Source organism: Flavobacterium sp. HTF, from assembly GCF_003105115.1.
Lineage (GTDB): Bacteria > Bacteroidota > Bacteroidia > Flavobacteriales > Flavobacteriaceae > Flavobacterium.
On the sequence record NZ_QETH01000033.1, the window covers coordinates 1 to 23745 of the forward strand.

General features: G+C 33.5%; 17 protein-coding genes and 1 pseudogene. 15 read left to right on the plus strand and 3 right to left on the minus strand.

Features of this window, described 5'->3' with window-relative positions; all coding sequences use genetic code 11:
- The 5 genes and pseudogenes from DCO46_RS11785 to DCO46_RS11805 form a co-directional block, all read left to right on the plus strand.
- Positions 1-359 (plus strand): annotated as a pseudogene (locus DCO46_RS11785) (GNAT family N-acetyltransferase); the annotation flags it as partial.
- Positions 356-1468, plus strand: a complete 1113-nt coding sequence (locus tag DCO46_RS11790; protein WP_116752730.1) for a DegT/DnrJ/EryC1/StrS family aminotransferase — start codon at positions 356-358, stop codon at positions 1466-1468. The pseudogene DCO46_RS11785 and the gene DCO46_RS11790, both read left to right, overlap by 4 nt.
- 16 nt (positions 1469-1484) lie before the next feature.
- Complete coding sequence (locus tag DCO46_RS11795; RefSeq protein ID WP_116752731.1) at positions 1485-2801, plus strand: CDP-glycerol glycerophosphotransferase family protein; 1317 nt, start codon at positions 1485-1487, stop codon at positions 2799-2801.
- A 37-nt stretch (positions 2802-2838) separates the two neighbouring features.
- Positions 2839-4194, plus strand: coding sequence for a bifunctional cytidylyltransferase/SDR family oxidoreductase (locus DCO46_RS11800; RefSeq protein WP_116752732.1), 1356 nt, complete (start codon positions 2839-2841; stop codon positions 4192-4194).
- A 13-nt stretch (positions 4195-4207) separates the two neighbouring features.
- A complete protein-coding gene (locus DCO46_RS11805) occupies positions 4208-5671 on the plus strand; it encodes a lipopolysaccharide biosynthesis protein (protein WP_116752733.1) in 1464 nt (487 codons plus the stop codon).
- A 7-nt stretch (positions 5672-5678) separates the two neighbouring features.
- Here DCO46_RS11805 and DCO46_RS11810 read toward each other — a convergent pair whose 3' ends face one another.
- Positions 5679-6584 carry a glycosyltransferase gene (locus DCO46_RS11810; protein ID WP_116752734.1) on the minus strand — a complete coding sequence of 302 codons (906 nt, stop codon included), beginning with the start codon at positions 6582-6584 and terminating at the stop codon, positions 5679-5681.
- A gap of 89 nt (positions 6585-6673) precedes the next feature.
- On the opposite strand from DCO46_RS11810, the gene DCO46_RS11815 reads away from it, so the two are divergent.
- Entirely contained in the window at positions 6674-7066 is a 393-nt protein-coding gene (locus tag DCO46_RS11815; protein ID WP_116752735.1) for a sugar 3,4-ketoisomerase, read from the plus strand.
- The gene (locus DCO46_RS11820) at positions 7063-8154 is read left to right on the plus strand and encodes a glycosyltransferase family 4 protein (protein ID WP_116752736.1); all 1092 of its coding nucleotides are present in this window, start codon (positions 7063-7065) and stop codon (positions 8152-8154) included. The genes DCO46_RS11815 and DCO46_RS11820 overlap by 4 nt, the downstream gene beginning before the upstream one ends.
- Here DCO46_RS11820 and DCO46_RS11825 read toward each other — a convergent pair.
- Together DCO46_RS11825 and DCO46_RS11830 are read right to left on the minus strand one after the other, a co-directional pair.
- Positions 8151-9032: a glycosyltransferase family 2 protein gene (locus tag DCO46_RS11825; protein ID WP_116752737.1), complete on the minus strand. Its 882-nt coding sequence runs from the start codon at positions 9030-9032 to the stop codon at positions 8151-8153. The genes DCO46_RS11820 and DCO46_RS11825 overlap by 4 nt on opposite strands.
- Positions 9032-9715 (minus strand): cell division ATP-binding protein FtsE, encoded by a 684-nt coding sequence (locus tag DCO46_RS11830; RefSeq protein ID WP_116752738.1) that lies wholly within the window; start codon positions 9713-9715, stop codon positions 9032-9034. Before DCO46_RS11830 ends, DCO46_RS11825 begins: the two co-directional genes overlap by 1 nt.
- A 342-nt stretch (positions 9716-10057) precedes the next feature.
- On the opposite strand from DCO46_RS11830, the gene DCO46_RS11835 reads away from it, so the two are divergent.
- The 8 genes from DCO46_RS11835 (at position 10058) to mdh (ending at position 23707) form a co-directional block, all read left to right on the plus strand.
- Positions 10058-13072, plus strand: coding sequence for a tetratricopeptide repeat protein (locus DCO46_RS11835; protein ID WP_116752739.1), 3015 nt, complete (start codon positions 10058-10060; stop codon positions 13070-13072).
- 87 nt (positions 13073-13159) lie between these two features.
- Complete coding sequence (locus DCO46_RS11840) at positions 13160-14023, plus strand: PhzF family phenazine biosynthesis protein (protein WP_116752740.1); 864 nt, start codon at positions 13160-13162, stop codon at positions 14021-14023.
- A 114-nt stretch (positions 14024-14137) separates the two neighbouring features.
- Positions 14138-15895, plus strand: a complete 1758-nt coding sequence (locus DCO46_RS11845; protein WP_116752741.1) for a TonB-dependent receptor — start codon at positions 14138-14140, stop codon at positions 15893-15895.
- 131 nt (positions 15896-16026) lie between these two features.
- Positions 16027-16476 (plus strand): hypothetical protein, encoded by a 450-nt coding sequence (locus DCO46_RS11850; RefSeq protein ID WP_116752742.1) that lies wholly within the window; start codon positions 16027-16029, stop codon positions 16474-16476.
- A gap of 360 nt (positions 16477-16836) precedes the next feature.
- Positions 16837-18513, plus strand: a complete 1677-nt coding sequence (asnB, locus tag DCO46_RS11855; protein WP_116752743.1) for an asparagine synthase B — start codon at positions 16837-16839, stop codon at positions 18511-18513.
- A 232-nt stretch (positions 18514-18745) separates the two neighbouring features.
- Positions 18746-20362, plus strand: a complete 1617-nt coding sequence (gene asnB, locus DCO46_RS11860) for an asparagine synthase B (RefSeq protein WP_116752744.1) — start codon at positions 18746-18748, stop codon at positions 20360-20362.
- A gap of 357 nt (positions 20363-20719) precedes the next feature.
- Complete coding sequence (gene gyrB, locus DCO46_RS11865) at positions 20720-22660, plus strand: DNA topoisomerase (ATP-hydrolyzing) subunit B (protein ID WP_116752745.1); 1941 nt, start codon at positions 20720-20722, stop codon at positions 22658-22660.
- Between the two features lie 111 nt (positions 22661-22771).
- The gene (gene mdh / locus DCO46_RS11870; RefSeq protein WP_116752746.1) at positions 22772-23707 is read left to right on the plus strand and encodes a malate dehydrogenase; all 936 of its coding nucleotides are present in this window, start codon (positions 22772-22774) and stop codon (positions 23705-23707) included.
- Positions 23708-23745: the final 38 nt, after the last annotated feature.

Sequence of the window (23745 nt, forward strand, 5' to 3'; positions counted from 1 at the left end):
ACCTGTTAAAATCTTTTTTTCCTCAAAATATGCATCAGTTTAATGTTTATTCCGAAGATAAAATAATAGCCGGGACGACTGTTTTTGAAACAGAAACCGTTGCTCATTGCCAGTATATCTCAAAGTTTGAAAATGACAATGACTCAGGAAGCCTGGATTTTTTATTTCAATATCTGATTCAGGAAAGATTTGCCAATAAACGTTTTTTTGATTTCGGTGTTTCGAATGAAAATCAGGGCAAAAAACTAAATGAAGGATTGTCTTACTGGAAAGAAAGTTTTGGAGCCGGTACAATTGTCCATGATTTTTATAAAGTTGAAACTTCCAATTATACTTTATTAAATAATGTTTTGATATGATTTCTTTTTTAGATTTAAAAAAAATAAACGAACCGTACGAAACTGCTTTTCAGGAAAAACTGAAAACGGTTTTGAATAACGGCTGGTATATTTTAGGAAAGGAAACTGAAACATTCGAAAAGGCTTTTGCAGAATATTGTAATGCTAAATATTGTATCGGAGTAGGGAACGGTCTCGATGCTCTAACTTTGATTTTTAAAGGCTATATTCAGTTAGGAAAACTCCAAAAAGGAGATGAAGTTATGGTTCCTGCGAATACGTATATCGCCAGTATTTTGGCCATTTTAGGAGCAGATTTAGTTCCGGTTTTGGTTGAACCAAGACTTGAAACCTACAATATAAATCCTGATTTGATTAAAGAAAAAATCACCTCTAAAACAAAAGCAGTTTTAGCAGTCCATTTGTACGGGCAATTGGCAGAAATGGATGAAATCAATACAATTGCAACGGAAAATAATTTATTGGTTGTAGAAGATGCTGCACAGGCACATGGAGCTATCGATAATCGGAATTCTAAAATTTATAATGCAAAACCAGCAATTGCTTACAGCTTCTATCCCGGTAAAAATTTAGGTGCTTTAGGCGATGGCGGAGCTGTTGTTACAAATGATTCGGAGCTATCAAAAGTGATTTTATCGCTCCGGAATTATGGTTCTGAAAAAAAATACCATAATGAATATATTGGCGTAAATTCAAGATTAGACGAGTTGCAGGCAGCATTTCTTAACCTGAAATTACCGAATCTGGATGTTGATAATGATAAACGCCGCACAATTGCAAAACGTTATTTATCTGAAATTAAAAATGATAAAATCATATTGCCTTTTTGGGATTTTTCGAACAATCATGTTTTTCATTTATTTGTTATCAGAACAGAAAACAGGGATGAATTGCAGGACTATTTAACTCAAAATAATATTCAAACCGTAATTCACTATCCGATTCCCCCGCACAAGCAAAAAGCATTTCTTCCTGAAGTTTCGGGATGGAATAATTTGTCGTTTCCCATAACGGAAAAAATTCATGATGAAGTTTTGAGCCTTCCTATTAGTCCTGTTTTAACGGATGACGAGGTGGATTTTGTTGTTGATATTTTAAATCGATACTAATTTTAATTTGGCAAAAATGACAGAACTGAAATTAGCTATCAAAAAATATGTACCGGAAAAAATCTGGATTTCGCTTATTAAAATTTATAATTTCATGCATTTCAGGGCGTTTTATAGCTCGTATTTAATCAGTAAAGCGCCTGAAAAACATCAAAAAGCTCTTGAAATTGTCAGGAAAAAGGATAAAGTAAAAGTTGCCTTCTTTTTGATTCATGAATCTGTATGGAAATATGATGTTCTTTTTGACTTAATGATAAAACATCCCAGATTCGAACCTGTACTATTTGTTTGTCCGGCAGTAAATTTTGGTATGGAAAACATGTTGTTTGAGATGAACAAATCATACGATGCATTTAAAAAGAAAGGCTATGATATCATTAAAACGTATGATAATGAAACGGGAGAATACCTGGATATAAAAAAAACATTCTCACCGGATATAGTTTTTTTTACAAATCCATATGAAGGTCTTCAGGATTACAGGTACTATATAAAACATTTTTCAGACACACTGACGTGTTATGTGCCTTATGCTATTATGACCACGAATTATGATGCTTTTTATAATTTAAATTTTCATAATCTTGTCTGGAGATTTTTTTCAGAAACTCCAATTCATCAAAAAATAGCATTTCAGAAACAACGCAATAAAGGAAAGAATAATATTGTAACAGGTTATCCGGGATTTGATCAGTTGTTAACTAATAAAACTCCAAATAATACTGTTTGGAAAAATAAAAATGCCAACCTAAAAAAAATAATCTGGGCACCGCACCATTCTATGAATGAGCTAAATAAGGTGTCAAATTTTTTAGAGTATTTCGATGTGTTTTTAGATTTAGCAATAATGTACAAGGATAAATTACAAATAGCATTTAAGCCACATCCGTTATTAAGAGTTAAATTAGAGAATGATTTAAACTGGGGTAAGGAAAAAACGGATAATTATTATAATAAATGGATGAATCTGGAAAATGGTCAGTTTGAAAATTCAGATTATGCAGATTTATTTTTAACATCAGATGCTTTGATTCATGATTGTGGGTCATTTATGGCAGAATATCTTATCACAGGAAAGCCTTCTCTTTTTATGATCCGAAATGAAGCTGTGATGAAAGAATGGAGTGAGTTTGGCGAAAAGGCTGTCGGGGTACATTATCAATCCAGAAATAAAGAACAATTGATTCATTTCATTGAAAATGTTGTTTTGAATGAAAATGATCCGATGCAAAAAAAGCGTAATAATTTTGTAGAAAATAATTTATTGCAAAAAAGCAATTTAACTGCATCTCAAAACATAATGAATTATTTGGAAACGCAATTTTTTAATTAATTCACCTGAAAATTTAAACTTTATTTAAAAATAATAAATGAATATAGCTGTCATTTTAGCGGGAGGAACGGGAATCAGGCTGGAAAAATCTTTGCCTAAACAGTTTTTTAAAGTTGCCGGAAAGATGGTTATCGAACATGCAGTTGATGCATTTGAAAGAAATGAATTAATTGATGAAATAGCCATTGTTATTAATAAACACTATCTTTTTATGGTGGAAGATATGATTATTAAAAACGAGTGGAAAAAAGTTAAAAGAGTTTTAATTGGAGGCGAAGAACGATATCATTCGAGTCTTGCAGCCGTTAATGCTTATAATGAACTGAAAGATGCTAATCTGATTTTTCATGATGCTGCGCGTCCCTTAATAAGTCAAAGAATTATCAATGATGTTGTAAAAGCAATGTACAATTATCATGCTGTTGATGTTGCTATTAATTCTGCGGATACCATTATTGAAATTGAAAATGATATAATAACTGCTATTCCGGAGAGAATAAAAATGCGCAGAGGCCAGACTCCACAAGGGTTTAGGCAGGAAATTATTTCTAAAGCATATGAGTTGGCGCTAAAGGATAAAGATTTTAAAGCAACTGACGATTGTGGAGTGGTGAAAAAATATTTGCCTGAAGAAAAAATTTATGTGGTAAACGGCGAAGAAGTCAATATGAAGCTGACTTATCCCGAGGATACTTATTTACTTGATAAATTATTTCAATTGCGTTCGGTTGAAATTCAGAATATCCAACTGTCTACAGCATCTTTATCGGATAAGGTTTTGGTTGTTTTTGGGGGGTCTTATGGAATCGGAAAAAGTATTGTAGATTTAGGAAAACTAAACGGAATTCGTGTTTATAGTTTTTCCCGAAGTGAAAACAATGTAGATATTTCTGATATGGATTCGGTTAAGAATGCTTTAGAGAAAGTATATCAAATAGAACATAAAATCGATTTTATAATTAACACAGCAGGAGTATTATATAAAGAGCCATTAGAGACAATGAAGTATGAAAATATTATGGATTCTATAAATGTTAATTATACCGGAATGATTAATATTGCGCTTGCATCATTGCCTTATTTTAAAAAATCAAAAGGACGTATTTTGTTTTTTACTTCCAGCTCGTATACAAGGGGAAGGGCTTTTTACAGTATTTATTCGTCTAGTAAAGCTGCAACTGTCAATTTTGTGCAGGCAATTTCACAGGAATGGGAAACACTTGGGATTAAAGTAAATTGTATGAACCCTGAGCGTACACAAACACCTATGCGAATAAAAAATTTTGGTAACGAACCCGAAAACACTTTGTTAAAACCGGAAACTGTAGCTTTGCGATGTATCCAGACTTTGTTGTCTGATTATACTGGACAAGTTATAGATGTACGACTTTAAACCAATAAATTAGATGCACAATACCTCTCTGAAATCAATAGCAACAAAAGGGATTTTTTGGTCTGCGGTTGATAAATTTGCCGTTCAGATAGGGCAATTCATTGTGAGTGTCGTTCTTGCCCGAATTTTATTGCCGGAAGATTTTGGCTTAATAGGAATGTTAGCCATTTTTATAGCTCTTTCGCAGACTTTTATCGAAAGTGGTCTGGGCATTGGATTAATTCAAAGACAAGTTAGGTCCGATATTGATTTTTCGACTGTATTTGTATTTAATTTAGTGGTAAGCAGTTTTTTTTATTTACTGTTGTTTTTCTCAGCACCATTTATAGCGATATTTTTTAATCAGCCACAATTAACAGATTTAGTACGGGTTTTAGGCTTGAGCTTATTTTTAAATGCTATTGCAATAGTTCAAAAAACTAAATTAACAATTGCTATCGATTTCAAATCTATTGCCAAGAGTAATGTAATAGCAGTGTTTGTGGGTGGGTTATGTGGTGTGTTAGCTGCAATAAACGGATATGGAGTCTGGTCATTGGTTATTCAGAGTTTAGTTGGGGCTTTAGCATCATCAATTACGTTATGGTTTTTAAGTAAGTGGAGCCCGTCAATTTTGTTTTCAAAGAAATCATTTGAATCTTTATTCCGCTACGGTTCAAAAATTCTTCTTGCTGGTTTGTATGCCCAGTTGTTAAATAATGTTTATAATATATGTTTGGGAAAATTCTACCCGACAGCTTCACTAGGTTATTATACAAGAGCTAAAAGTTTTGCAGACTTGTCAGCAGGGACAATTGTTAGTGTAATACAGCAGGCGACATTTCCAGTTCTTACCACAGTCCAAAACGATAAGGAGAAATTAGTTTCTATTTACAGTCGGATGATTCGTATGTCGGCTTTTTTAATTATTCCGCTTATGACACTTATTGCTTTACTGGCAAAACCTATCGTCATATTACTACTTACTGAAAAATGGATTTCTCTGATTCCGCTTTTACAATGGATGGTTTTCGCACGTATTTTTCTTCCTATGAGTGCAATAAATATGAATTTATTAAATGCAGTTGGTCGCTCTGATTTATACTTAAAAGTCGATTTGTCTAAATTGCCATTAATTATATTAGCCATGATAATCACAATTCCGTTAGGAGTAAAAGCGATTATAATTGGTCATGTAATTACATCAGCGATGGCATTTATTATAAACGCATATTTGCCCGGAAAGCTATATGGCTATGGGGCAATAAGTCAGTTAAAAGATATGCTGCCTGTTTTTGTAGCTACAGTAGGAATGGCAGTTTCGGTATTTGCTGTGTCCTGTTTTATAGAAAATTTAATACTTCAGTTATTTTTAGGATCTCTACTTGGACTGATAACTTATTTGTCTATATGCAGACTGCTAAAATTAGAGGAATTAAAAGAGTTTTGGAAGTTGTTTTTAAGTCTGAAAAGAAAGGTGGTAAAAGAAGAGATTTAAAATATTCTTAGTATTTTTTAAAATTTGTTCTCAAAAATAGCCAAAATCGTAAGCCTATATTTCTGCAAAGTAATCCATAAGCCTTTATTTTAAAAGTATGTACTATTTCATGATGTACCCTTTTTTGTATACCAAGATCTTCCTTTTTTGTTTGATTTAGTTTAATAGCTTTTTTTAAAATCAGATAAGTTGATAAGTTGATTTCTTTAAATCGTGCTTTACGACTATTATAAAAGTTATCAGTTAATGAGTTGTGTGAAATCCTTTTTTTAATTAGAATTTTATCGATATACTCAAATTCATATAAACGGGATGATCGTATCCAAAAATCCAAATCCTCATAAGCAAGCATTTCGTCGTAACCATTTAACGAATCATAAACTGATTTTTTAGCCATTGAAGAAACAGAACAAATACTATTTCCACCAGAAAGAACACTCAGATAAATATTGCCAGTTTGTCTTTTTTCGATAGTTTTAAGATTTTGATCTACTGGAAAGAAATAAGAATTAAATTCGCCGGTTTCATTAATCAATTCAGCATTTCCATAAACAACTCCCAGATTTTTAAAAGAGCTTTCTGTAAAGGTTTTTATTTGCTGCGAAATGCATTCAGGAAATAAAACATCATCTGCAGCAAGATCTATTATATAATCTCCTTTTGCTAATCTAAGCGCTTTATTAAAGGATTTAGTATTTCCTAAATTGGTTTTATTATGGATAAATTTAGCTTTTGGATAATCTAAAATCCATTTCTCAATTACGTTTTTAGAATTATCACTGCTGCAGTCATCTACAATTATTAATTCAATATACGGGTAATCCTGATTGATAACCGAAAGTAAACTCTCAAAGACAAACTTTTCATGATTGTAACAAAGGCAAATAACTGTAACTAATAATTTATTTTGCATATTGTTTTTAAAGAGTTATATATTTGATACGAAAATAACAAATCAATAATTATTGTGCCTAACAAAAAATGTAAAATTGAGATAAGCTTATGAATATAATTTTGATTGATTTTCCAAAAGTTGAAAATATATTAGGCAATATTGCAGTAATTGAAAATGATACTATTCCTTTTGAAATAAAAAGGGTCTACTATTTGTATGATATCCCAAGTTCTTCTAAACGAGGAGGGCATTCTCATAAAAAACTACAACAGATTTTAATTGCAATTTCAGGAAGCTTTGATGTAGTTTTAAAAGATGGTAAAACTAAAAAAACAATCACTTTAAATAAACCGGATAAATGGTTGTTGATTGAAAATAATATTTGGCGCGAACTTGAAAATTTTTCATCAGGAGCAGTTTGTCTCGTTTTAGCTTCGGAAGTTTTTGATGAAGATGATTATTTGCGAGATTATAATGATTTTTTGAAATCAAAAAAATGAAGTTACTCTATATAACACAAAGGGCAAATGAAGAAGGAGGAGTGCAGAGAGTACTTTCAGTAAAAACAAATTATTTGATCGAAAAATTTAATTATGAAATTTCTGTTATTACTCAAAATGCAGGAGATAAAGATCTCTTTTTTGAGTTTAATAAGAAGATAAAATTTTATGATATTTCATTAAAAAGCAATAAAGCTTTCAATTTACTTCAGTATAAAAAAGAGTTACAGCAATACATTAAAAAAATACAGCCGGATTGTATTATTGTTTGTGATTTTGCTTTAAAATCATTCTCAATTCCTTTGCTGATAAAAACTAAAACTCCTATAATATTTGAAGCACATGGTTCTAAATTTAATGAATATAAAGAATCTCGTTTTTATGGTCTTATAAATAAACTTAAATACCAATATCGAAATTATTGTGCTTCTCAATTTTTGTATTTTGTTGCGCTTTCAGAAGAGAGCCTTAACGAATGGTCCGTCAAAAATGGTGTAGTAATTTCTAACCCTTTATGGATTGGGACCAAATCTTTTTCTGATCTGGAGTCAAAAAAAATTATTGCCGTTGCAAGGCATTCGTATGAAAAAGGAATTGACAGGTTACTGCAAATCTGGAAATCTGTTACCGAAAAACACCCAGACTGGTTATTGGAGATTTATGGTAAACCGAGCGAAGATTTACAATTTCCCAACTTGGCAAAAAAGTTAAAGATTGAAAATAGTACTGCATTTTTAAATCCGGTTAAAGATATTCATGAAAAATATAAAACCGCATCAATATTGGTAATGACTTCCAGAAATGAAGCGCAGCCGATGGTTTTAATTGAAGGCATGGCTTTTGGTTTGCCTTCTGTTGCTTATGATTGTCCTGTTGGGCCAAGGACAATTATACGTAATAATAAAAACGGATTTTTAATAGAAGACGGAAATAAAGATTCTTTTATTGAGAAATTAAACCTTTTGATAGAGGATAGCAATTTGAGAATAAAAATGGGAGCAGAAGCAATAAAAAGTGTGGAAAAATATAATTTGGAATCTATAATGCAGCAATGGAAAACCTTATTTGAATCAATAGTAAAATCTTAGTCGACACTACAATAATATCCCAATCGATAAATATCAAAAAGAAAAAGCGATGGTTTTTTACTTAATAACTGCTTTACAAATAATGGTTTAAAAACTCTAAAGCCAAAACCAATCAGAGATGTAAGACGATATTTTTTTATGATTTGAAAATAGTGTGAAAGTTTTACATAATCAGAAGAAATTAAATTGGAATCAACTAAATTCTTTAATCCAATAACTGCTTCTTCAGATTTTTTTAAAAACGTTTTGCTATCCTCAATTCCTAAATGATAAACCGGATTTTCAATATGAATACTTTCAACTTTATTTTGCATTAATTCATACGAAAACAAAGTATCTTCATGTCTAAGATTCGGAATGTTTTCATTAAAATGTACCTTAGAAAAAAGACTTTTTTTAATTAAAAAATTCAAAGTCAGGAAAGAGAGATACAGATTTTTTCCCCGTTCAGAAGCACTTAAAGCTTCTCTTTTTATACCGTAAATCCACCGCAAAAGCTCATTCTTTGATGGTTTGCTGTTTTGATATAAAATACCTCCGTAAACTACCTTTTCGCTGGTATTAATTTGTGAAATATAGTTAGAAATAAAGTTATCATGAACGGGAATTGTGTCTGCATCCAGAAAAAGCAGATTTTCATAAACTGCTTTTTGAGAGAGTAAATTCCGAATGGCACTTCGTCCGATATTTTTTTCTAAAACAACAAATGAAGAATTTTGAAATTGATTAATTTGTTGATTTTCATTTGTAAAAAGACTTGATGCATCATCCAGACAAATGATTTCAAAAGGGATATTTAATTCCGCAACCTGATTATGCAGTTTTTCAACTAATGAAAAGGCATTATAATTATAAACCGGAATTAAAATAGAAAGCATTACACGCTGCGTTGCACAACCTCAAAAATTCTTTCGTCCTCACATTTTAATGTTTTAGAAGGGAATTTCATCAATAAAGCATAATCATGTGTTGCCATGATAACAGTTTTACCGTTGGCATTGATTGTTTTTAATACCTCTAAAACTTCTGAACTGGTCTGCGGATCAAGATTTCCGGTTGGTTCATCGGCAAGGATAAATTCAGGATCGTTAAGCAAAGCTCTTGCAATCGCAACACGCTGCTGTTCTCCGCCTGAAAGCTGGTGAGGCATTTTGTTTAAGAATTCTTTCATTCCAACTTTATCCAGAACTTCATCAATTTTGTGTTCCATTGCTTCTTTTTCTGTCCAGCCTGTTGCTCTCAGAACAAAAAGCATGTTGTCTTTCACAGAACGGTCCGGAAGCAATTTAAAATCCTGAAATACAATTCCGATTTTACGTCTTAAGTACGGAATATCTTTTTCTTTTAAAGTTGCCAAATCAAATTCAACTATGTGCGCTTCACCTTCAGTTAAAGGCAGATCTGCATATAAAGTTTTTAAAAAAGTACTTTTTCCGGAACCAGTTTTTCCGATAATGTAGATGAATTCACCATGTTGAACATCTAAATTAATATGAGAGATAATTTTTCTTCCTTCTTGATATATAGTGACTTCCTTAAGAGATAGTACGGTTTGTGACATAATAAATTGATTTGAATGGTAAAAGTAATAAGATAACGGATGGATTCAAAATAAATTTCAATGATTTCCAAAGAAAATCTTTCAAAAACAGATCATAAAATCTAAACCTGATAAGGGGTGTAAGCGTATTTAAGTACTAACTGTTTGACAAAAATCACTTTCACTTATACAGATTAAACTAAAGATAATAAAATATTTGTATTGATGGTTTGAGAACCAATTATTTGTGGCTGACAATGTTGTAAAATAACAACTATTAAAAAAAATGTTCATAATAAAAGCCTGAAACGTTTCGTTATAAACGTTATAAAATGATAAATTTGAATACTAAACATAATTAAAATGCGTAAACTTTCCTGGTTCTTTTTATTCCAAATTGTCCTTTTTTCGACCATAGTTTCGGCACAAAAATCAGCTATATATACTTACGAATTAAAGGATTTTGACAAAGCACTGGCTTTATATAATGACAAACAGTACGCTTCGGCACAACATATTTTTGAGTCTGTAAAAACTAATGCAGTAACTGAAGAAGTGAAGTCTGACTGCGCTTATTACATTGCAAACTGTGCAATCAGAACCAATCAGCCAAACGCTGATGCCCTGATGGAGAAATTTGTTGAGGAGTACCCAACCAGTACCAAACAAAATCAGGCTTACATAGAAGTTGCCCATTTTTTCTTTGAACAGGGAAATTTCCCAAAAGCATTACAATGGTTTGATAAAGTAGATGAAAGCTATATGAGCAAATCTGATTTGGATAAGTTTAATTTCCAAAAAGGATACAGTTATTTTAATGCAAAAAAGAAAAAGGAAGCCACGACTTATTTTAATAAAGTGGTAAATTCTACCGAATATGGTTCTCAGGCCAAATACTATCTGGGATTCATGGCTTATGAAGGTGACGATTACAAAGAGGCAACCAAATATTTTGATGAAGTTTCAGGCGAAGAAAAATACAAGGAAAAACTTTCGTATTATCAGGCCGATATGAATTTCAAACTTGGAAATTTCCAGAAAGCAATCGATTTGGGGCAGACTGCCATGGCTAAATCAAATGAAATTGAAAAATCGGAACTAAATAAAATTATCGGAGAAAGTTATTTCAACCTGAAACAATATGGTAAGGCGATTCCGTTTTTAGAGCAATATGCAGGTAAAAAAGGAAAATGGAATAACACGGATTTTTATCAGTTAGGATATGCTTATTATGAGCAGAAAGAGTATGAAAAAGCCATTTCACAATTTAATAAAATTATCGAAGGAAAAGATTTCGTAGCGCAAAATGCCTATTACCATTTGGGATTAAGTTACTTAAACACCGGTAAAAAACAAGAAGCACTGAATGCTTTTAAAAATGCCTCAGAAATGGATTTCAATGCTTTGATTCAGGAAGACGCGGCTTTAAATTATGCTAAACTAAGTTATGAAATCGGAAATGCCTACCAAACCGTTCCGGGAATTTTACTTGATTTCTTAAAGAAATACCCAAATAATTCTAGCAGATCCGAAGTAGAAAAACTATTAGTTGATTCCTATATTTCATCTAAAAACTACAAAGAAGCTTTGGTTTTATTAGAAAAAAACAGAACTCCCGAAAATAAATTAGCCTACCAAAAAGTGCTGTTTTACAGAGGGGTAGAATTGTACAATGACGGGAATTATGCCGAAGCGCTAAAAATGTTCAACAGTGCAGTCAAAGAACAAAAAAATCCTGATTTTACCGCTCGTGCCACTTTCTGGAAAGCAGAATCAGAATATGTTACAGATGACTTTCAGTCAGCATTAATCAGCTATAAACAATTTGCAGGTTTGGCAGCTGCCAAAACAACGGATGAGTATAAAAACATTAATTACAATATCGCCTATACTTATTTTAAACTAAAAGAATACGATCAGGCCGGGAATTACTTTCAGGCACAAATTGACAATTCTAAAGAAGATAAAGTTCGTTTAAACGATTCGTATTTGCGTTTGGGAGATTGCCGTTTTGTAAGCGCGAAGTACAGCTCCGCAATGGAGGCTTACGCAAAAGCTATGGATGCAAAAGGAGTTGATGCTGATTATGCACAGTACCAAAAAGCACTTTCATATGGCTTTATGTCAAGAAATGATAAAAAAGTTGACGAGCTGAATAACTTCCTTCAGATGTATAAAAAATCACAGTACAGAGATGATGCTTTATATGAATTAGGAAATACTTATGTGGCTCAAAAGAAAAACGATCAGGCAATAAAAACCTATGATCAGTTAATTTCTGAGTACAAAAATGGTTCATTTACATCAAAATCAATCCTGAAACAAGGTTTGATTTACTACAATACAGATCGTGATGATCAGGCATTAGTAAAGTTTAAAAAAGTAGCAGCTGAATTTCCAAAAACTCCCGAAGCTTTAGAAGCCGTTTCTACCGCAAGATTAATTTATGTTGATTCAGGAAAAGTAGATGAATATGCAAGCTGGGTAAGAACTTTAGATTTCGTTGCCGTAACAGATGCAGAACTGGATAATGATACTTACGAAGGTGCTTTTAAACAATACAGCCAAAATAACAGCAAAGTTGCCATTACAGGTTTTGCGGGTTACATAAGCAAATTTCCAACGGGAATTCATGCGCTTGAAGCAAATTATTATTTAGCACAATTGTACGCTGCAGAAGGTTCTGAAACTAAAGCTGCTGCTAATTACCAATACGTTGTCGATCAGCCAAGGAATGAATTTACAGAACAGTCATTAAATAAACTGGCTCAGATATTTTTGAAAGCAAAAGACTGCGATAAAGCGATTCCGGTTTTGGTTCGTTTAAGTGAGGAATCTGATTCTGCTCAAAATCAAAACTTCGCACAAGCCAATCTGATGAAGTGTTATTATGATAAAAAAGACTATAACAATTCTGTAGTATATGCCGATAAAGTGTTGCAAAACCAAAAAGCAGATGCTAATGTAAAAGCAGATGCACAAATTATTGTAGCACGTGCAGCAATGCAAACCGGAGATGAAGATAAAGCAAAAGCTGCTTATGCAAAATTAGCAACAACATCAAAAGGAGAACTGGCGGCAGAAGCATTGTACTATGATGCTTATTTTAAAACCAAAGAAGGAAAATTTGATGCTTCGAATACAGCGGTTCAAAAATTAGCCAAAAATTACTCAGCTTATAAATATTACGGAGCGAAGAGTCTGGTCCTGATGGCAAAAAACTTTTACGGATTAAAAGACAGTTATCAGGCAACTTATATTCTGGACAACGTAATAAATAATTTTACGGATTATCCGGATGTGGTTGAAGAAGCAAGAAAAGAATTAAGTGCTATAAAAATAGAAGAATCTAAAACGAATTCGTCGATTTCAAAATAGCTTTATTAGTGAGAAGTAAGATGTTATCTGTGATAAGAAACAAACAGAAAGTACATTTTACATCTCACAAAACACATTTTACAAATTATGAGTTTACCTTTTTATATAGTAGATGTTTTTGCCGATAAAAAATATGCAGGAAATCAGCTTGCGGTTTTTTTAGAAGCAGAAAATTTAAGTTCGGAAGAAATGCAGCAGATAGCTCGCGAAATTAATTTTGCAGAAAGTACATTTATCACCAGGCTTGACAAAGAAAACAATAGCGCTGAAATTAGAATATTTACTCCGTCACAGGAAATGCAATTTGCCGGTCATCCGATAATTGGAACATCGTGGGTTTTGATCAATAAAATATTTGAAAATTCTCCTGATGAAATTAAACTGGAAGTTCCTATCGGGCCTATCTCAATTCATAAATCGGAAGATTTAATTTGGTTAAAAGCAGCACAGCCGAAATTTTGGGATACTTTTTCCAAAGTAGATTTTACATTTTTCAGCAATCTGATCGTGAGCGATTTCGAAAATCAGTTTCCGATTCAGGAAGTGACAACCGGAAGTGCTTTTGTAATGGTTGGATTAAGCAGTAAAAGAGCACTTGAAAATCTGGTGTTAGACAAAGATAAAACAGACGAATGGCTAAAACAGCATTGCAAAACCAGTCACAGAGGACTATATTTTTATTACCTCGAAGGATCAAAACTGTTTAGCAGAATGTTGTGTATAGAACATAATCAATTAGTTGAAGATGCTGCAACCGGAAGCGCCAGTACTTGCTTACAGGCCTTTCTTCTGAAATATCATTCTTCTGAAATTGAATTGATTAATTACCAGGGAGATTATATTAATCGTCCGTCTGAGATTTATTTCAAAGGAAAATTAACCGATGGCCAGTTTGATATAAAAATTGGAGGAAAAGCCCAGTTTATAGCCAAAGGGGATTGGGAAGCGTAAAAAAAACAGAAAATTGAGAGAATTAGAAAATTAGATAATGTAATCAATCATTGTAAATATAATGTAAATGCTTTGTAGCCTATTTTACAGTATTCATTACAAAATAAAATAAATATGAAAATTAATTTCCAGAATAAAACCATCATTTTGATTTTGCTGTTTGTTTTTCAGCTTTCATCTGCGCAAGTGAAGAAAGAGGAAAGCATCGGAACAGAAACCGTAAATGTTGTAAAACCATATTCGCCCACAATTTCAGATGCTTTTAAGGTTAAAGAAACTCCTTCGCTTGACGATGCGGGAAATCAGCCAAAAGAAACTATTAAATATAGTATTTTGTCGGTTCCGGTTGCTTCTACTTTTACCCCTTCAAAAGGAAAAGCAGCTGGTGTTGAAAAATCAAAACAAGACCGCTTATTCAGTAATTATGCTACATTGGGAATCGGAAATTACGCTACTCTAAACGCTGAGTTATTTGTAACGGAGGATTTGGGAAACAATGATTACCTATCGGGAATGTTTCGTCATCACTCATCTCAGGGAGGAATAAAAGACGCAGAATTAAACGATGAATTTTACGATACGGCTTTAAATATCGGTTACGGACAAAATAACCGTGATATGTCATGGGCTGTAGATTTGGGTTATCAGAATCAAATATATAACTGGTACGGCTTACCTGCTGATTTTGGGGCAACTTTACCTTTTGACGATCGTTTTGATTTAATAAATAAAATAAATCCGAACCATTCTTATAATACCATTTCTTTGGGCGGACATATTGATTTTAATGAATCCATATTTAATAAAATAGAAACAAAATTCACCCATTTTTCAGATAGTTTTTCTTCGTCTGAAAATCGTTTTTATGTCAAGCCTTCTTTTAAAGTTGATGTAATGGACCAGTCTATTAATACCAATATTATTGTAGACCACGTAAGCGGTTCTTTTGAACATAATTACACGTATGATAATGAAAAACCTTTGGATTATAGCCTTACCAATTTTGGAATTGAACCAAGTTTTGTAATTCTCGAAAACGACTGGACTCTTGAACTGGGCGCCGGAGTCTATTATGGTTTGGATTCTGAAAACAGCGGGAACAAATTTTATTTTTACCCGAAAGTAAATGCTTCTTATAAACTGGTTGGTGACTTAATGATTTTTTATACGGGAGTAAATGGCGCATTAAACCAAAATTCCTATGCTGATTTTGTAACAGAAAATCCGTTTTTGTCTCCAACTCTAAATATGAGACCATCTAGTACTCAATATAATGTTTTTGCGGGTTTAAAAGGAAAGCTGGCTAATAATATAAGTTATAACTTAACCGGTTCTTATTTAAATGAAAAAAACAAGGCATTGTTTAAAAGCAATGATTATACAGAAGATTTGCCAAATCAGAATTATGCCTACGGAAACTCTTTTGGGGTGGTGTATCAGGACGTAAGAACGCTGCGTTTTTATGGAGAATTAAAAGCTGATTTTTCTGAAAATGTCAGTTTTGGAATCAACGGAACTTTCAATAGTTATAAAAATGACGGTCCACAAGAAGCCTGGAATTTACCAACGATGAAATTGAGTTCGAACCTGGATGTCAATATTACAAAACAATGGTTTGCAGGTTTAAATGTTTTTTATGTGGGAGAACGTAAAGATATGCAGACTAATTTAGATATTTCACCAAGCGCAACTGTAGTAGATTTAAAAAGCTATTTTGATGCAAATGCACATTTAGGGTATAAATTTAGCGAACGTCTGACTTTCTTTTTAAAACTTAATAATATAGGAAATCAGGCTTACGAAAAATGGCTCAATTATCCGGTACAAGGATTTCAGGTATTAGGCGGAGCAAATTATAAATTTGATTTTTAAATATTGCCACTAAGACGCTAAGGAGCAAAGTTTTTTATGCCACGAATTCAAGAATTAATTTTTATTCATGAATTTGTGGCTAATTTTTTTTTACGACCTTTGCGACTTAGCGCCTTTGTGGCAGATAACTTATGGAATTCAAACAAAAAATACATACACATTACTTACAAATGGTTCAGGACAGAATTGATGTTTTTAGGGACATGATTACAAACCTGACCGAAGATTCTAAAAATGATGCCAAAGGTTCGGCAGGCGACAAACATGAAACCGCTTTGTCAATGATGCACATCGAGCAGGAAAAACTGACGAATAAACTAAAGGAAGCAATTGCTCAAAAAGCCGTTTTGGACAAAATTGATTCTTCAAAAACAACAGAAAATATTATTTCCGGAAGTTTGGTAAAAGCCAACGGAATTCATTTGTATCTAAGTGTGGCACTTCCTAAAATTACAATTGAGGGTATAAATGTAATTGCACTTTCCCCGCAATCACCGCTAGGTTCTCACTTAATGGGAAATAAAGTTGGTTTTCAGTTTGAGATTAATAAGACACATTATATTATTCAAAGCGTTGAATAATCTTAATTATTCTGCGAAGAACTTTGTCAAAGTTTTACGCAATCTAATTATATATTGAAAATAGAATAATTTCTGAACAGCTTTCTCTATTCTCTTTGTGAATTTTTCATCGATATTCAAATATCTTAAGATTTAATTCAAAGATTACTGTAAAACCCTCAGTTTTACTCGTGCTTTACCTGCAAAATTGAAATTTATAAGTTCAAGTCATTTTTTAAGACCAAAATTTTACATTTTATATGTAAAAATAAATTTATGGTTTAAAATTGTAACCGAAATAACTATTTGTGTTTTGTAATTATAACCATTATTACATCTTTGCCCTATCAAAATAAAATTTACAATAAAAAATATATAATTATGTGTGGAATCGTATGTGCCTTCGATCTAAAGCAAAAAGCTGAAACGTTAAGACCTCAAGTATTAGAAATGTCTAAAATCATTCGCCATCGCGGACCGGACTGGAGCGGTATTTACAGCAATGAAAAAGCGATTTTATCTCACGAGCGTTTAGCAATTGTAGATCCTGCTTCCGGAAAACAACCTTTGTTTACAGAAGATAAAAAATTGGTTTTGGCTGCAAACGGTGAAATCTACAACCACAGAGAATTGCGTAAACAATTTGAAGGAAAATATAAATTTCAGACAGAAAGTGACTGCGAAGTAATCTTGGCATTATACAAAGAAAAAGGACCTCATTTTGTAGATGAGATGAACGGAATCTTCGGATTTGCAATTTATGATGTTGATAAAGACGAATATTTTATTGCCCGTGACCATATGGGAATCATTCCATTATATATCGGTTGGGATCAACACGGAACTTTTTATGTAGCTTCAGAGTTAAAAGCTTTGGAAGGATACTGCACAAAAATCGAATTATTTCCTCCGGGACATTATATGACAAGCAAAGATGGTGAATTTGTACAATGGTACAAAAGAGATTGGACAGAATATGATGCAGTAAAAGACAACGAAACCAGTATTCCTGAAATCAAAAAAGCATTAGAAGCTGCCGTTCACAGACAATTAATGAGTGATGTTCCTTACGGAGTTTTACTATCAGGAGGTTTAGATTCATCTATTACTTCTGCTGTAGCCAAAAAATTTGCTCAAAAACGTATTGAGTCTGATGATACTACAGATGCCTGGTATCCGCAATTGCACTCTTTTTCAGTTGGATTAGAAGGTTCTCCTGATTTAGCTGCAGCTCAGGTGGTTGCAAAACATATCGGAACGATTCACCATGAAATTAAATTTACAATTCAGGAAGGCTTAGATGCGGTTCGTGATGTAATTTATAACTTAGAAACTTATGATGTAACTACTGTTAGAGCATCAACTCCAATGTGGTTGATGGCAAGAGTTATCAAGTCTATGGGGATTAAAATGGTACTGTCAGGTGAAGGTGCTGATGAATTATTTGGAGGATATTTATATTTCCACAAAGCACCAAACGCAAGAGAGTTTCACGAAGAAAACGTTAGAAAATTAGGTAAACTTCATATGTATGACTGTTTACGTGCGAACAAAAGTTTAGCAGCATGGGGAATTGAAGGTCGTGTTCCTTTCTTAGATAAAGAATTTATGGATGTTGCGATGCGCATCAACCCACAGGATAAAATGATCAACAAAGAACACCCGATGGAAAAATGGGTAGTTCGTAAAGCTTTTGAAGATATGCTTCCTGAAAGTGTGGCATGGAGACAAAAAGAACAATTTTCTGATGGAGTAGGATATAGCTGGATTGATACTTTGAAAGAAGTAGTAGCAAAAGAAGTTTCAGATGAACAATTGGCAAACGCGAAATACAAATTTCCGTTACAGACTCCGACTTCAAAAGAAGAATATTACTATCGTTCTATTTTTGCTGAACATTTTCCAAGTGATGCAGCTGCATTATGTGTGCCTCAGGAAGCAAGTGTGGCTTGTAGTACAAAAATTGCTTTGGAGTGGGATGAAGCTTTCAAAAACATGAACGATCCTTCAGGAAGAGCCGTTGCAAGTGTTCATGATGATGCCTATGTTAAAGCATAAAACTCATATTAAAATTTAGTATTTTAAGGAAAGCGTTCTCATTTAGAGAACGTTTTTCTTGGTTTAAATACCAAATTGTATTATTTCAGCTACTTAAAAATAATTATTAGTAATTATTTAACTTTCTTTTCTATATTTGACATTCCCCAAAAATGCCTCTCCTGATCCGAAAGTAATGAAATAAAATTATGGTTACTTTGAAAATATTTAGAAATAATAAAACTAGAATGGTATGTCTGGAATATTAGCCGTTATTGGCAAAGGAAAAGACCCGCAGCTCGTGAGAGAGCTTTCTGCAAGAATGTCGCACCGCGGTCCCGATGAAAGAGGTTATCATATAATGGAAAATGGCAGTATTATTTGTCATGAAAGCTTGTCGATTATAGATTTAGATTCAGGTAAGCAGCCTATTCAGGGTGCACAAAAAGCATGGATGGTTCATGATGGGGAAATCTATAATTATCAGGAATTAAAAAACGGAATCTTAAAAGATTATACTTTCAGAACAAAATCAGATTCAGAAGTTATTGTACATCTGTATGAGGAATTTGGATATGATTTTTGTAATAAATTAGACGGAGACTGGGCTTTTGTAATCATTGATGGAGATGATTATATGGCAAGCAGGGATCCTCTTGGTGTAAAACCTTTGTATTATGGTCTGGATGAAAGAGGAAGGATATATTTTTCTTCTGAAATGAAGTCCATTGCCGATCAGTGCAAAACATTTTCAACTTTTCCTCCGGGACATTATTATACCCCAAAAAAAGGTTTTGTGAAATATTATCAGCCTGAATATGAAGATTACGAAAATGCCAATAATGATCTTAAATTAGCCGAAATTAGAGAAGCGCTAACTGAGGCAGTACACAAACGTTTAATGGGAGATTTACCTGTTGGAGTTTTGCTTTCGGGAGGTTTGGATTCTTCCTTGATATCTTCAATTGCGGCAAGAGTATTAAAGGATTCAGGAAAAAAATTACAATCATTTTCAATTGGTTTAAATGCGGATACCCCTGATAATAAAGTGGCGAGAAAAGCCGCTGAATTTTTAGGAACAGAACATCATGAAATTCATTTTTCGGTAAAAGAAGGAATTGAACTTCTGGATGAGATAATCCAGAACATTGAAACGTATGATATTATTTCGGTAAGAGCAAGTGTTCCGATGTTTATATTGTCTAAAGCTATTTCTGATCAGGGTATAAAAGCGATACTCTCGGGAGAAGGTGCAGATGAAATATTCGGAGGGCATTTGTATTTTAGAAACGCTCCTTCAACAGAAGAATTTCAAAAAGAAACAATCGAAAGAGTTCAGAAGTTATTTACAGCCGATTTATTGCGTGCCGATAAATCTACAATGGCAAATGGTATAGAAACAAGAATTCCGTTTTTAGATATAAATTTCCTTGACACCACAATGTTGATCAGACCAGAGGAGAAACAGCCTAAAACGTACGACGGAATTGAAAAATATATTTTAAGAAAAGCATTTGATACTCCGGAAGATCCTTATTTGCCATCGGAAGTTTTATGGCGCCAGAAAGAGCAATTTTCTGATGGAGTAGGCTATAGCTGGATTGATGAATTAATAGAATATTGTGCTACTCAGGTTTCTGATAAACAATTAGAAGGAGCTAGTGCCGAATTTCCGTATAATTCGCCAACAACAAAAGAAGCTTACCTGTACCGTTCGATTTTCTATAAATACTATCCACAGGTTAGTGCGGCGCAAACTGTCCGAAAATGGATCCCAAAATGGCAGGAAAACCAGGATCCGAGCGGAAGAGCAAATGCAGCCCACTTAAAAGGAAATTTCGAAAGCGTAAAATCCGGAATTGCAGTTTAAAAAATAAATTCCAAAATCCAAAATCCAAATTGGATTTAAAATGTAAAAAAGCCGAATGTATTTAAATGTATTTTCGGCTTTTTTATGCATATTAATTTAGGTTTTCGGATTTGAAAAATGAGATTTGGAATTTTGAAAAAGAATGTTTTTAAGTTATTTTCAGCCTTGGAATTTGGTCCCGATGCTTGGGGATAGAAAAATTGGAATTTAAAAATTCATTTTTAGTTTTATTTTTTGGTTTTTCAGACAATTGTGTTAATAACTTAAGTGCTTTAAGTCAGATTTTAATGGGTATATAGTCGGCGTTTTTATATATTTGCGTGTTAGACAATAAATACATTTTTTAGAATAAATTATATGAGCGAAGAAATCAAGAAGAACAATTATTCAGCAGATAGTATTCAGGCATTAGAAGGAATGGAGCACGTAAGAATGCGTCCATCGATGTATATTGGAGATGTAGGGGTTCGAGGGCTACATCATTTGGTTTATGAGGTTGTTGATAACTCTATTGATGAGGCAATGGGAGGACATTGTGACACTATTGGTGTTGCAATAAACGAAGATGGTTCTGTAACAGTTGAAGACAACGGTCGTGGTATCCCGGTTGATTTGCATAAAAAAGAAGGAGTTTCTGCACTTGAGGTTGTAATGACTAAAATTGGTGCCGGAGGTAAATTTGATAAAGATTCTTATAAAGTTTCCGGAGGTTTGCACGGTGTTGGGGTTTCAGTTGTAAACGCACTTTCAGTTCACATGAAATCTACAGTTTTTAGAGACGGTAAAATCTATGAGCAGGAATATGAAAGAGGAAAATCATTATATCCGGTAAAACAAATCGGAGAAACAGATAAAAGAGGTACCCGTCAGACTTTTTACCCTGATAATACCATCTTTACCCAAACTACAGAATTCTCTTACGACACGTTATCAGCACGTATGCGTGAGCTTTCGTTCTTAAACAAAGGAATCACGATTACCTTTACAGACAAAAGAGAAGTAGATGAAAAAGGCGAATTTAAAGTTGAAGTATTTCATTCTGATGAAGGTCTTAAAGAATATATTCGTTATTTAGACGGTAACCGTGAGCCAATCATCTCACACGTTATCAGCATGGATAATGAAAAAGGGGAAATCCCGGTTGAAGTAGCCTTGATTTACAATACAAGTTATACTGAGAATATTTTCTCTTATGTAAATAATATTAACACGCACGAAGGAGGAACGCATTTACAAGGTTTTAGAAGTGGTTTGACAAGAACCCTTAAAAAATATGCCGATGCTTCAGGAATGTTAGATAAATTGAAGTTTGAAATTGCGGGAGATGACTTCCGTGAAGGATTAACAGCGATTATTTCGGTAAAAGTTGCTGAACCACAATTTGAAGGACAAACAAAAACAAAATTAGGGAACAGAGAAGTAGTTTCTCCGGTTTCTCAGGCAGTTGGAGAGATGTTAGAGAATTATTTGGAAGAAAATCCAAATGATGCCCGAATCATTATTCAAAAAGTTATTTTGGCTGCTCAGGCACGTCACGCGGCGAAAAAAGCGCGTGAAATGGTACAACGTAAAACCGTTATGGGTGGTGGCGGATTGCCAGGAAAACTTTCAGATTGTTCTGAACAGGATCCTGCAAGATGCGAGGTTTACCTTGTCGAGGGAGATTCGGCTGGTGGAACAGCAAAACAAGGTCGTGATCGTAATTTTCAAGCGATTTTACCATTACGTGGTAAGATTCTGAATGTGGAGAAAGCGATGCATCATAAAGTATTTGAAAATGAAGAGATTCGTAATATTTTTACTGCTTTGGGAGTTACCGTTGGAACTGCAGAAGACAGTAAAGCATTAAATCTTGAAAAACTAAGATATCATAAGGTAATCATCATGTGTGATGCCGATGTCGATGGTAGTCACATTTCTACCTTAATATTAACGTTCTTCTTCCGTTTCATGAAAGAACTTATCGAAGAAGGTCACGTTTACATTGCGGCACCTCCTTTATATTTAGTTAAAAAAGGAACTAAAAAGGAATATGCATGGAATGACGTTCAACGTGATCAGGCAAACGAAAGAATGGGAGGAAGCGCCGCTATTCAGCGTTATAAAGGTCTTGGAGAGATGAACGCAGAACAATTGTGGGAAACTACAATGGATCCAAATTTCAGAACTTTACGTCAGGTGACAATTGATAGTTTAGCGGAAGCTGACAGGGTTTTCTCGATGTTAATGGGTGACGAAGTACCGCCACGTAGAGAGTTTATCGAGAAAAATGCAGTTTATGCAAATATCGACGCATAAATTATAAAAATTAATAATTCTAATTCGTTTAATTGTTTAAATTTACTAAAACAATTAAACGAATTTTTTGTTTAAAATATAATTTAATTAATAACCGATAAAGTATAAAATATGAAAGTTACCATTGTAGGAGCAGGAAATGTTGGAGCTACATGTGCAGATGTTATTTCTTATAGAGGGATTGCGAGCGAAGTAGTATTGTTGGATATTAAAGAAGGTTTTGCCGAAGGGAAAGCACTGGATATTACTCAATGTGCTACGAATACAGGTTTTAATACCAAAGTATCCGGAGTAACCAATGATTATTCTAAAACTGCAGGAAGCGATGTAGTAGTTATTACATCAGGAATTCCAAGAAAGCCGGGAATGACACGCGAAGAATTAATAGGTATTAATGCAGGGATTGTTAAGACAGTTGCTGAAAATGTATTGAAATACTCACCAGATACCATTATTGTTGTTGTTTCAAATCCAATGGATACCATGACGTATCTGGCACTAAAATCTACAGGATTGCCTAAAAACAGAATTATTGGCATGGGAGGAGCTTTAGATAGTTCACGTTTCAGGACTTATTTATCTTTGGCCCTGGATAAACCCGCAAATGATATTTCTGCAATGGTTATTGGCGGACATGGTGATACTACAATGATTCCGTTAACCCGTCTGGCTTCTTATAACGGTATTCCGGTAACAGAATTTCTTTCAGAAGAAGTGCTGCAAAAAGTGGCTGCTGATACAATGGTAGGCGGAGCGACCCTTACAGGTCTTTTAGGAACTTCTGCGTGGTATGCGCCAGGAGCTTCTGTTGCGTATCTTGTGGACAGTATTTTAAATGATCAGAAGAAAATGATCGCATGTTCTGTTTTCGTAGAAGGAGAATATGGTCAAAATGATATTTGCATAGGAGTACCTTGTATAATTGGTAAAAACGGAGTAGAAGAAATTCTGGACATTCAGTTAAATGATCAGGAAAAGGCTTTATTTGCTAAAAGTGCAGATGCTGTTAGAGGTATGAATGATGCTCTAAAATCAATTTTAGTATAATGAAATTGGTAAAAAAAAGATAAGGCTGCACTTTTGCA

Excerpts from the sequence above, each read along its gene's own strand:
- DCO46_RS11805 (WP_116752733.1), top strand. The coding sequence starts at position 4,208 with ATGCACAATACCTCTCTGAAATCAATAGCAACAAAAGGGATTTTTTGG.
- DCO46_RS11800 (WP_116752732.1), top strand. The coding sequence starts at position 2,839 with ATGAATATAGCTGTCATTTTAGCGGGAGGAACGGGAATCAGGCTGGAA.
- asnB (WP_116752744.1), top strand. The coding sequence starts at position 18,746 with ATGTCTGGAATATTAGCCGTTATTGGCAAAGGAAAAGACCCGCAGCTC.
- DCO46_RS11835 (WP_116752739.1), top strand. The coding sequence starts at position 10,058 with ATGCGTAAACTTTCCTGGTTCTTTTTATTCCAAATTGTCCTTTTTTCG.
- DCO46_RS11820 (WP_116752736.1), top strand. The coding sequence starts at position 7,063 with ATGAAGTTACTCTATATAACACAAAGGGCAAATGAAGAAGGAGGAGTG.
- gyrB (WP_116752745.1), top strand. The coding sequence starts at position 20,720 with ATGAGCGAAGAAATCAAGAAGAACAATTATTCAGCAGATAGTATTCAG.
- DCO46_RS11850 (WP_116752742.1), top strand. The coding sequence starts at position 16,027 with ATGGAATTCAAACAAAAAATACATACACATTACTTACAAATGGTTCAG.
- asnB (WP_116752743.1), top strand. The coding sequence starts at position 16,837 with ATGTGTGGAATCGTATGTGCCTTCGATCTAAAGCAAAAAGCTGAAACG.
- DCO46_RS11810 (WP_116752734.1), bottom strand. The coding sequence starts at position 6,584 with ATGCAAAATAAATTATTAGTTACAGTTATTTGCCTTTGTTACAATCAT.
- DCO46_RS11795 (WP_116752731.1), top strand. The coding sequence starts at position 1,485 with ATGACAGAACTGAAATTAGCTATCAAAAAATATGTACCGGAAAAAATC.
- DCO46_RS11830 (WP_116752738.1), bottom strand. The coding sequence starts at position 9,715 with ATGTCACAAACCGTACTATCTCTTAAGGAAGTCACTATATATCAAGAA.
- DCO46_RS11840 (WP_116752740.1), top strand. The coding sequence starts at position 13,160 with ATGAGTTTACCTTTTTATATAGTAGATGTTTTTGCCGATAAAAAATAT.
- DCO46_RS11815 (WP_116752735.1), top strand. The coding sequence starts at position 6,674 with ATGAATATAATTTTGATTGATTTTCCAAAAGTTGAAAATATATTAGGC.
- mdh (WP_116752746.1), top strand. The coding sequence starts at position 22,772 with ATGAAAGTTACCATTGTAGGAGCAGGAAATGTTGGAGCTACATGTGCA.
- DCO46_RS11825 (WP_116752737.1), bottom strand. The coding sequence starts at position 9,032 with ATGCTTTCTATTTTAATTCCGGTTTATAATTATAATGCCTTTTCATTA.
- DCO46_RS11790 (WP_116752730.1), top strand. The coding sequence starts at position 356 with ATGATTTCTTTTTTAGATTTAAAAAAAATAAACGAACCGTACGAAACT.
- DCO46_RS11845 (WP_116752741.1), top strand. The coding sequence starts at position 14,138 with ATGAAAATTAATTTCCAGAATAAAACCATCATTTTGATTTTGCTGTTT.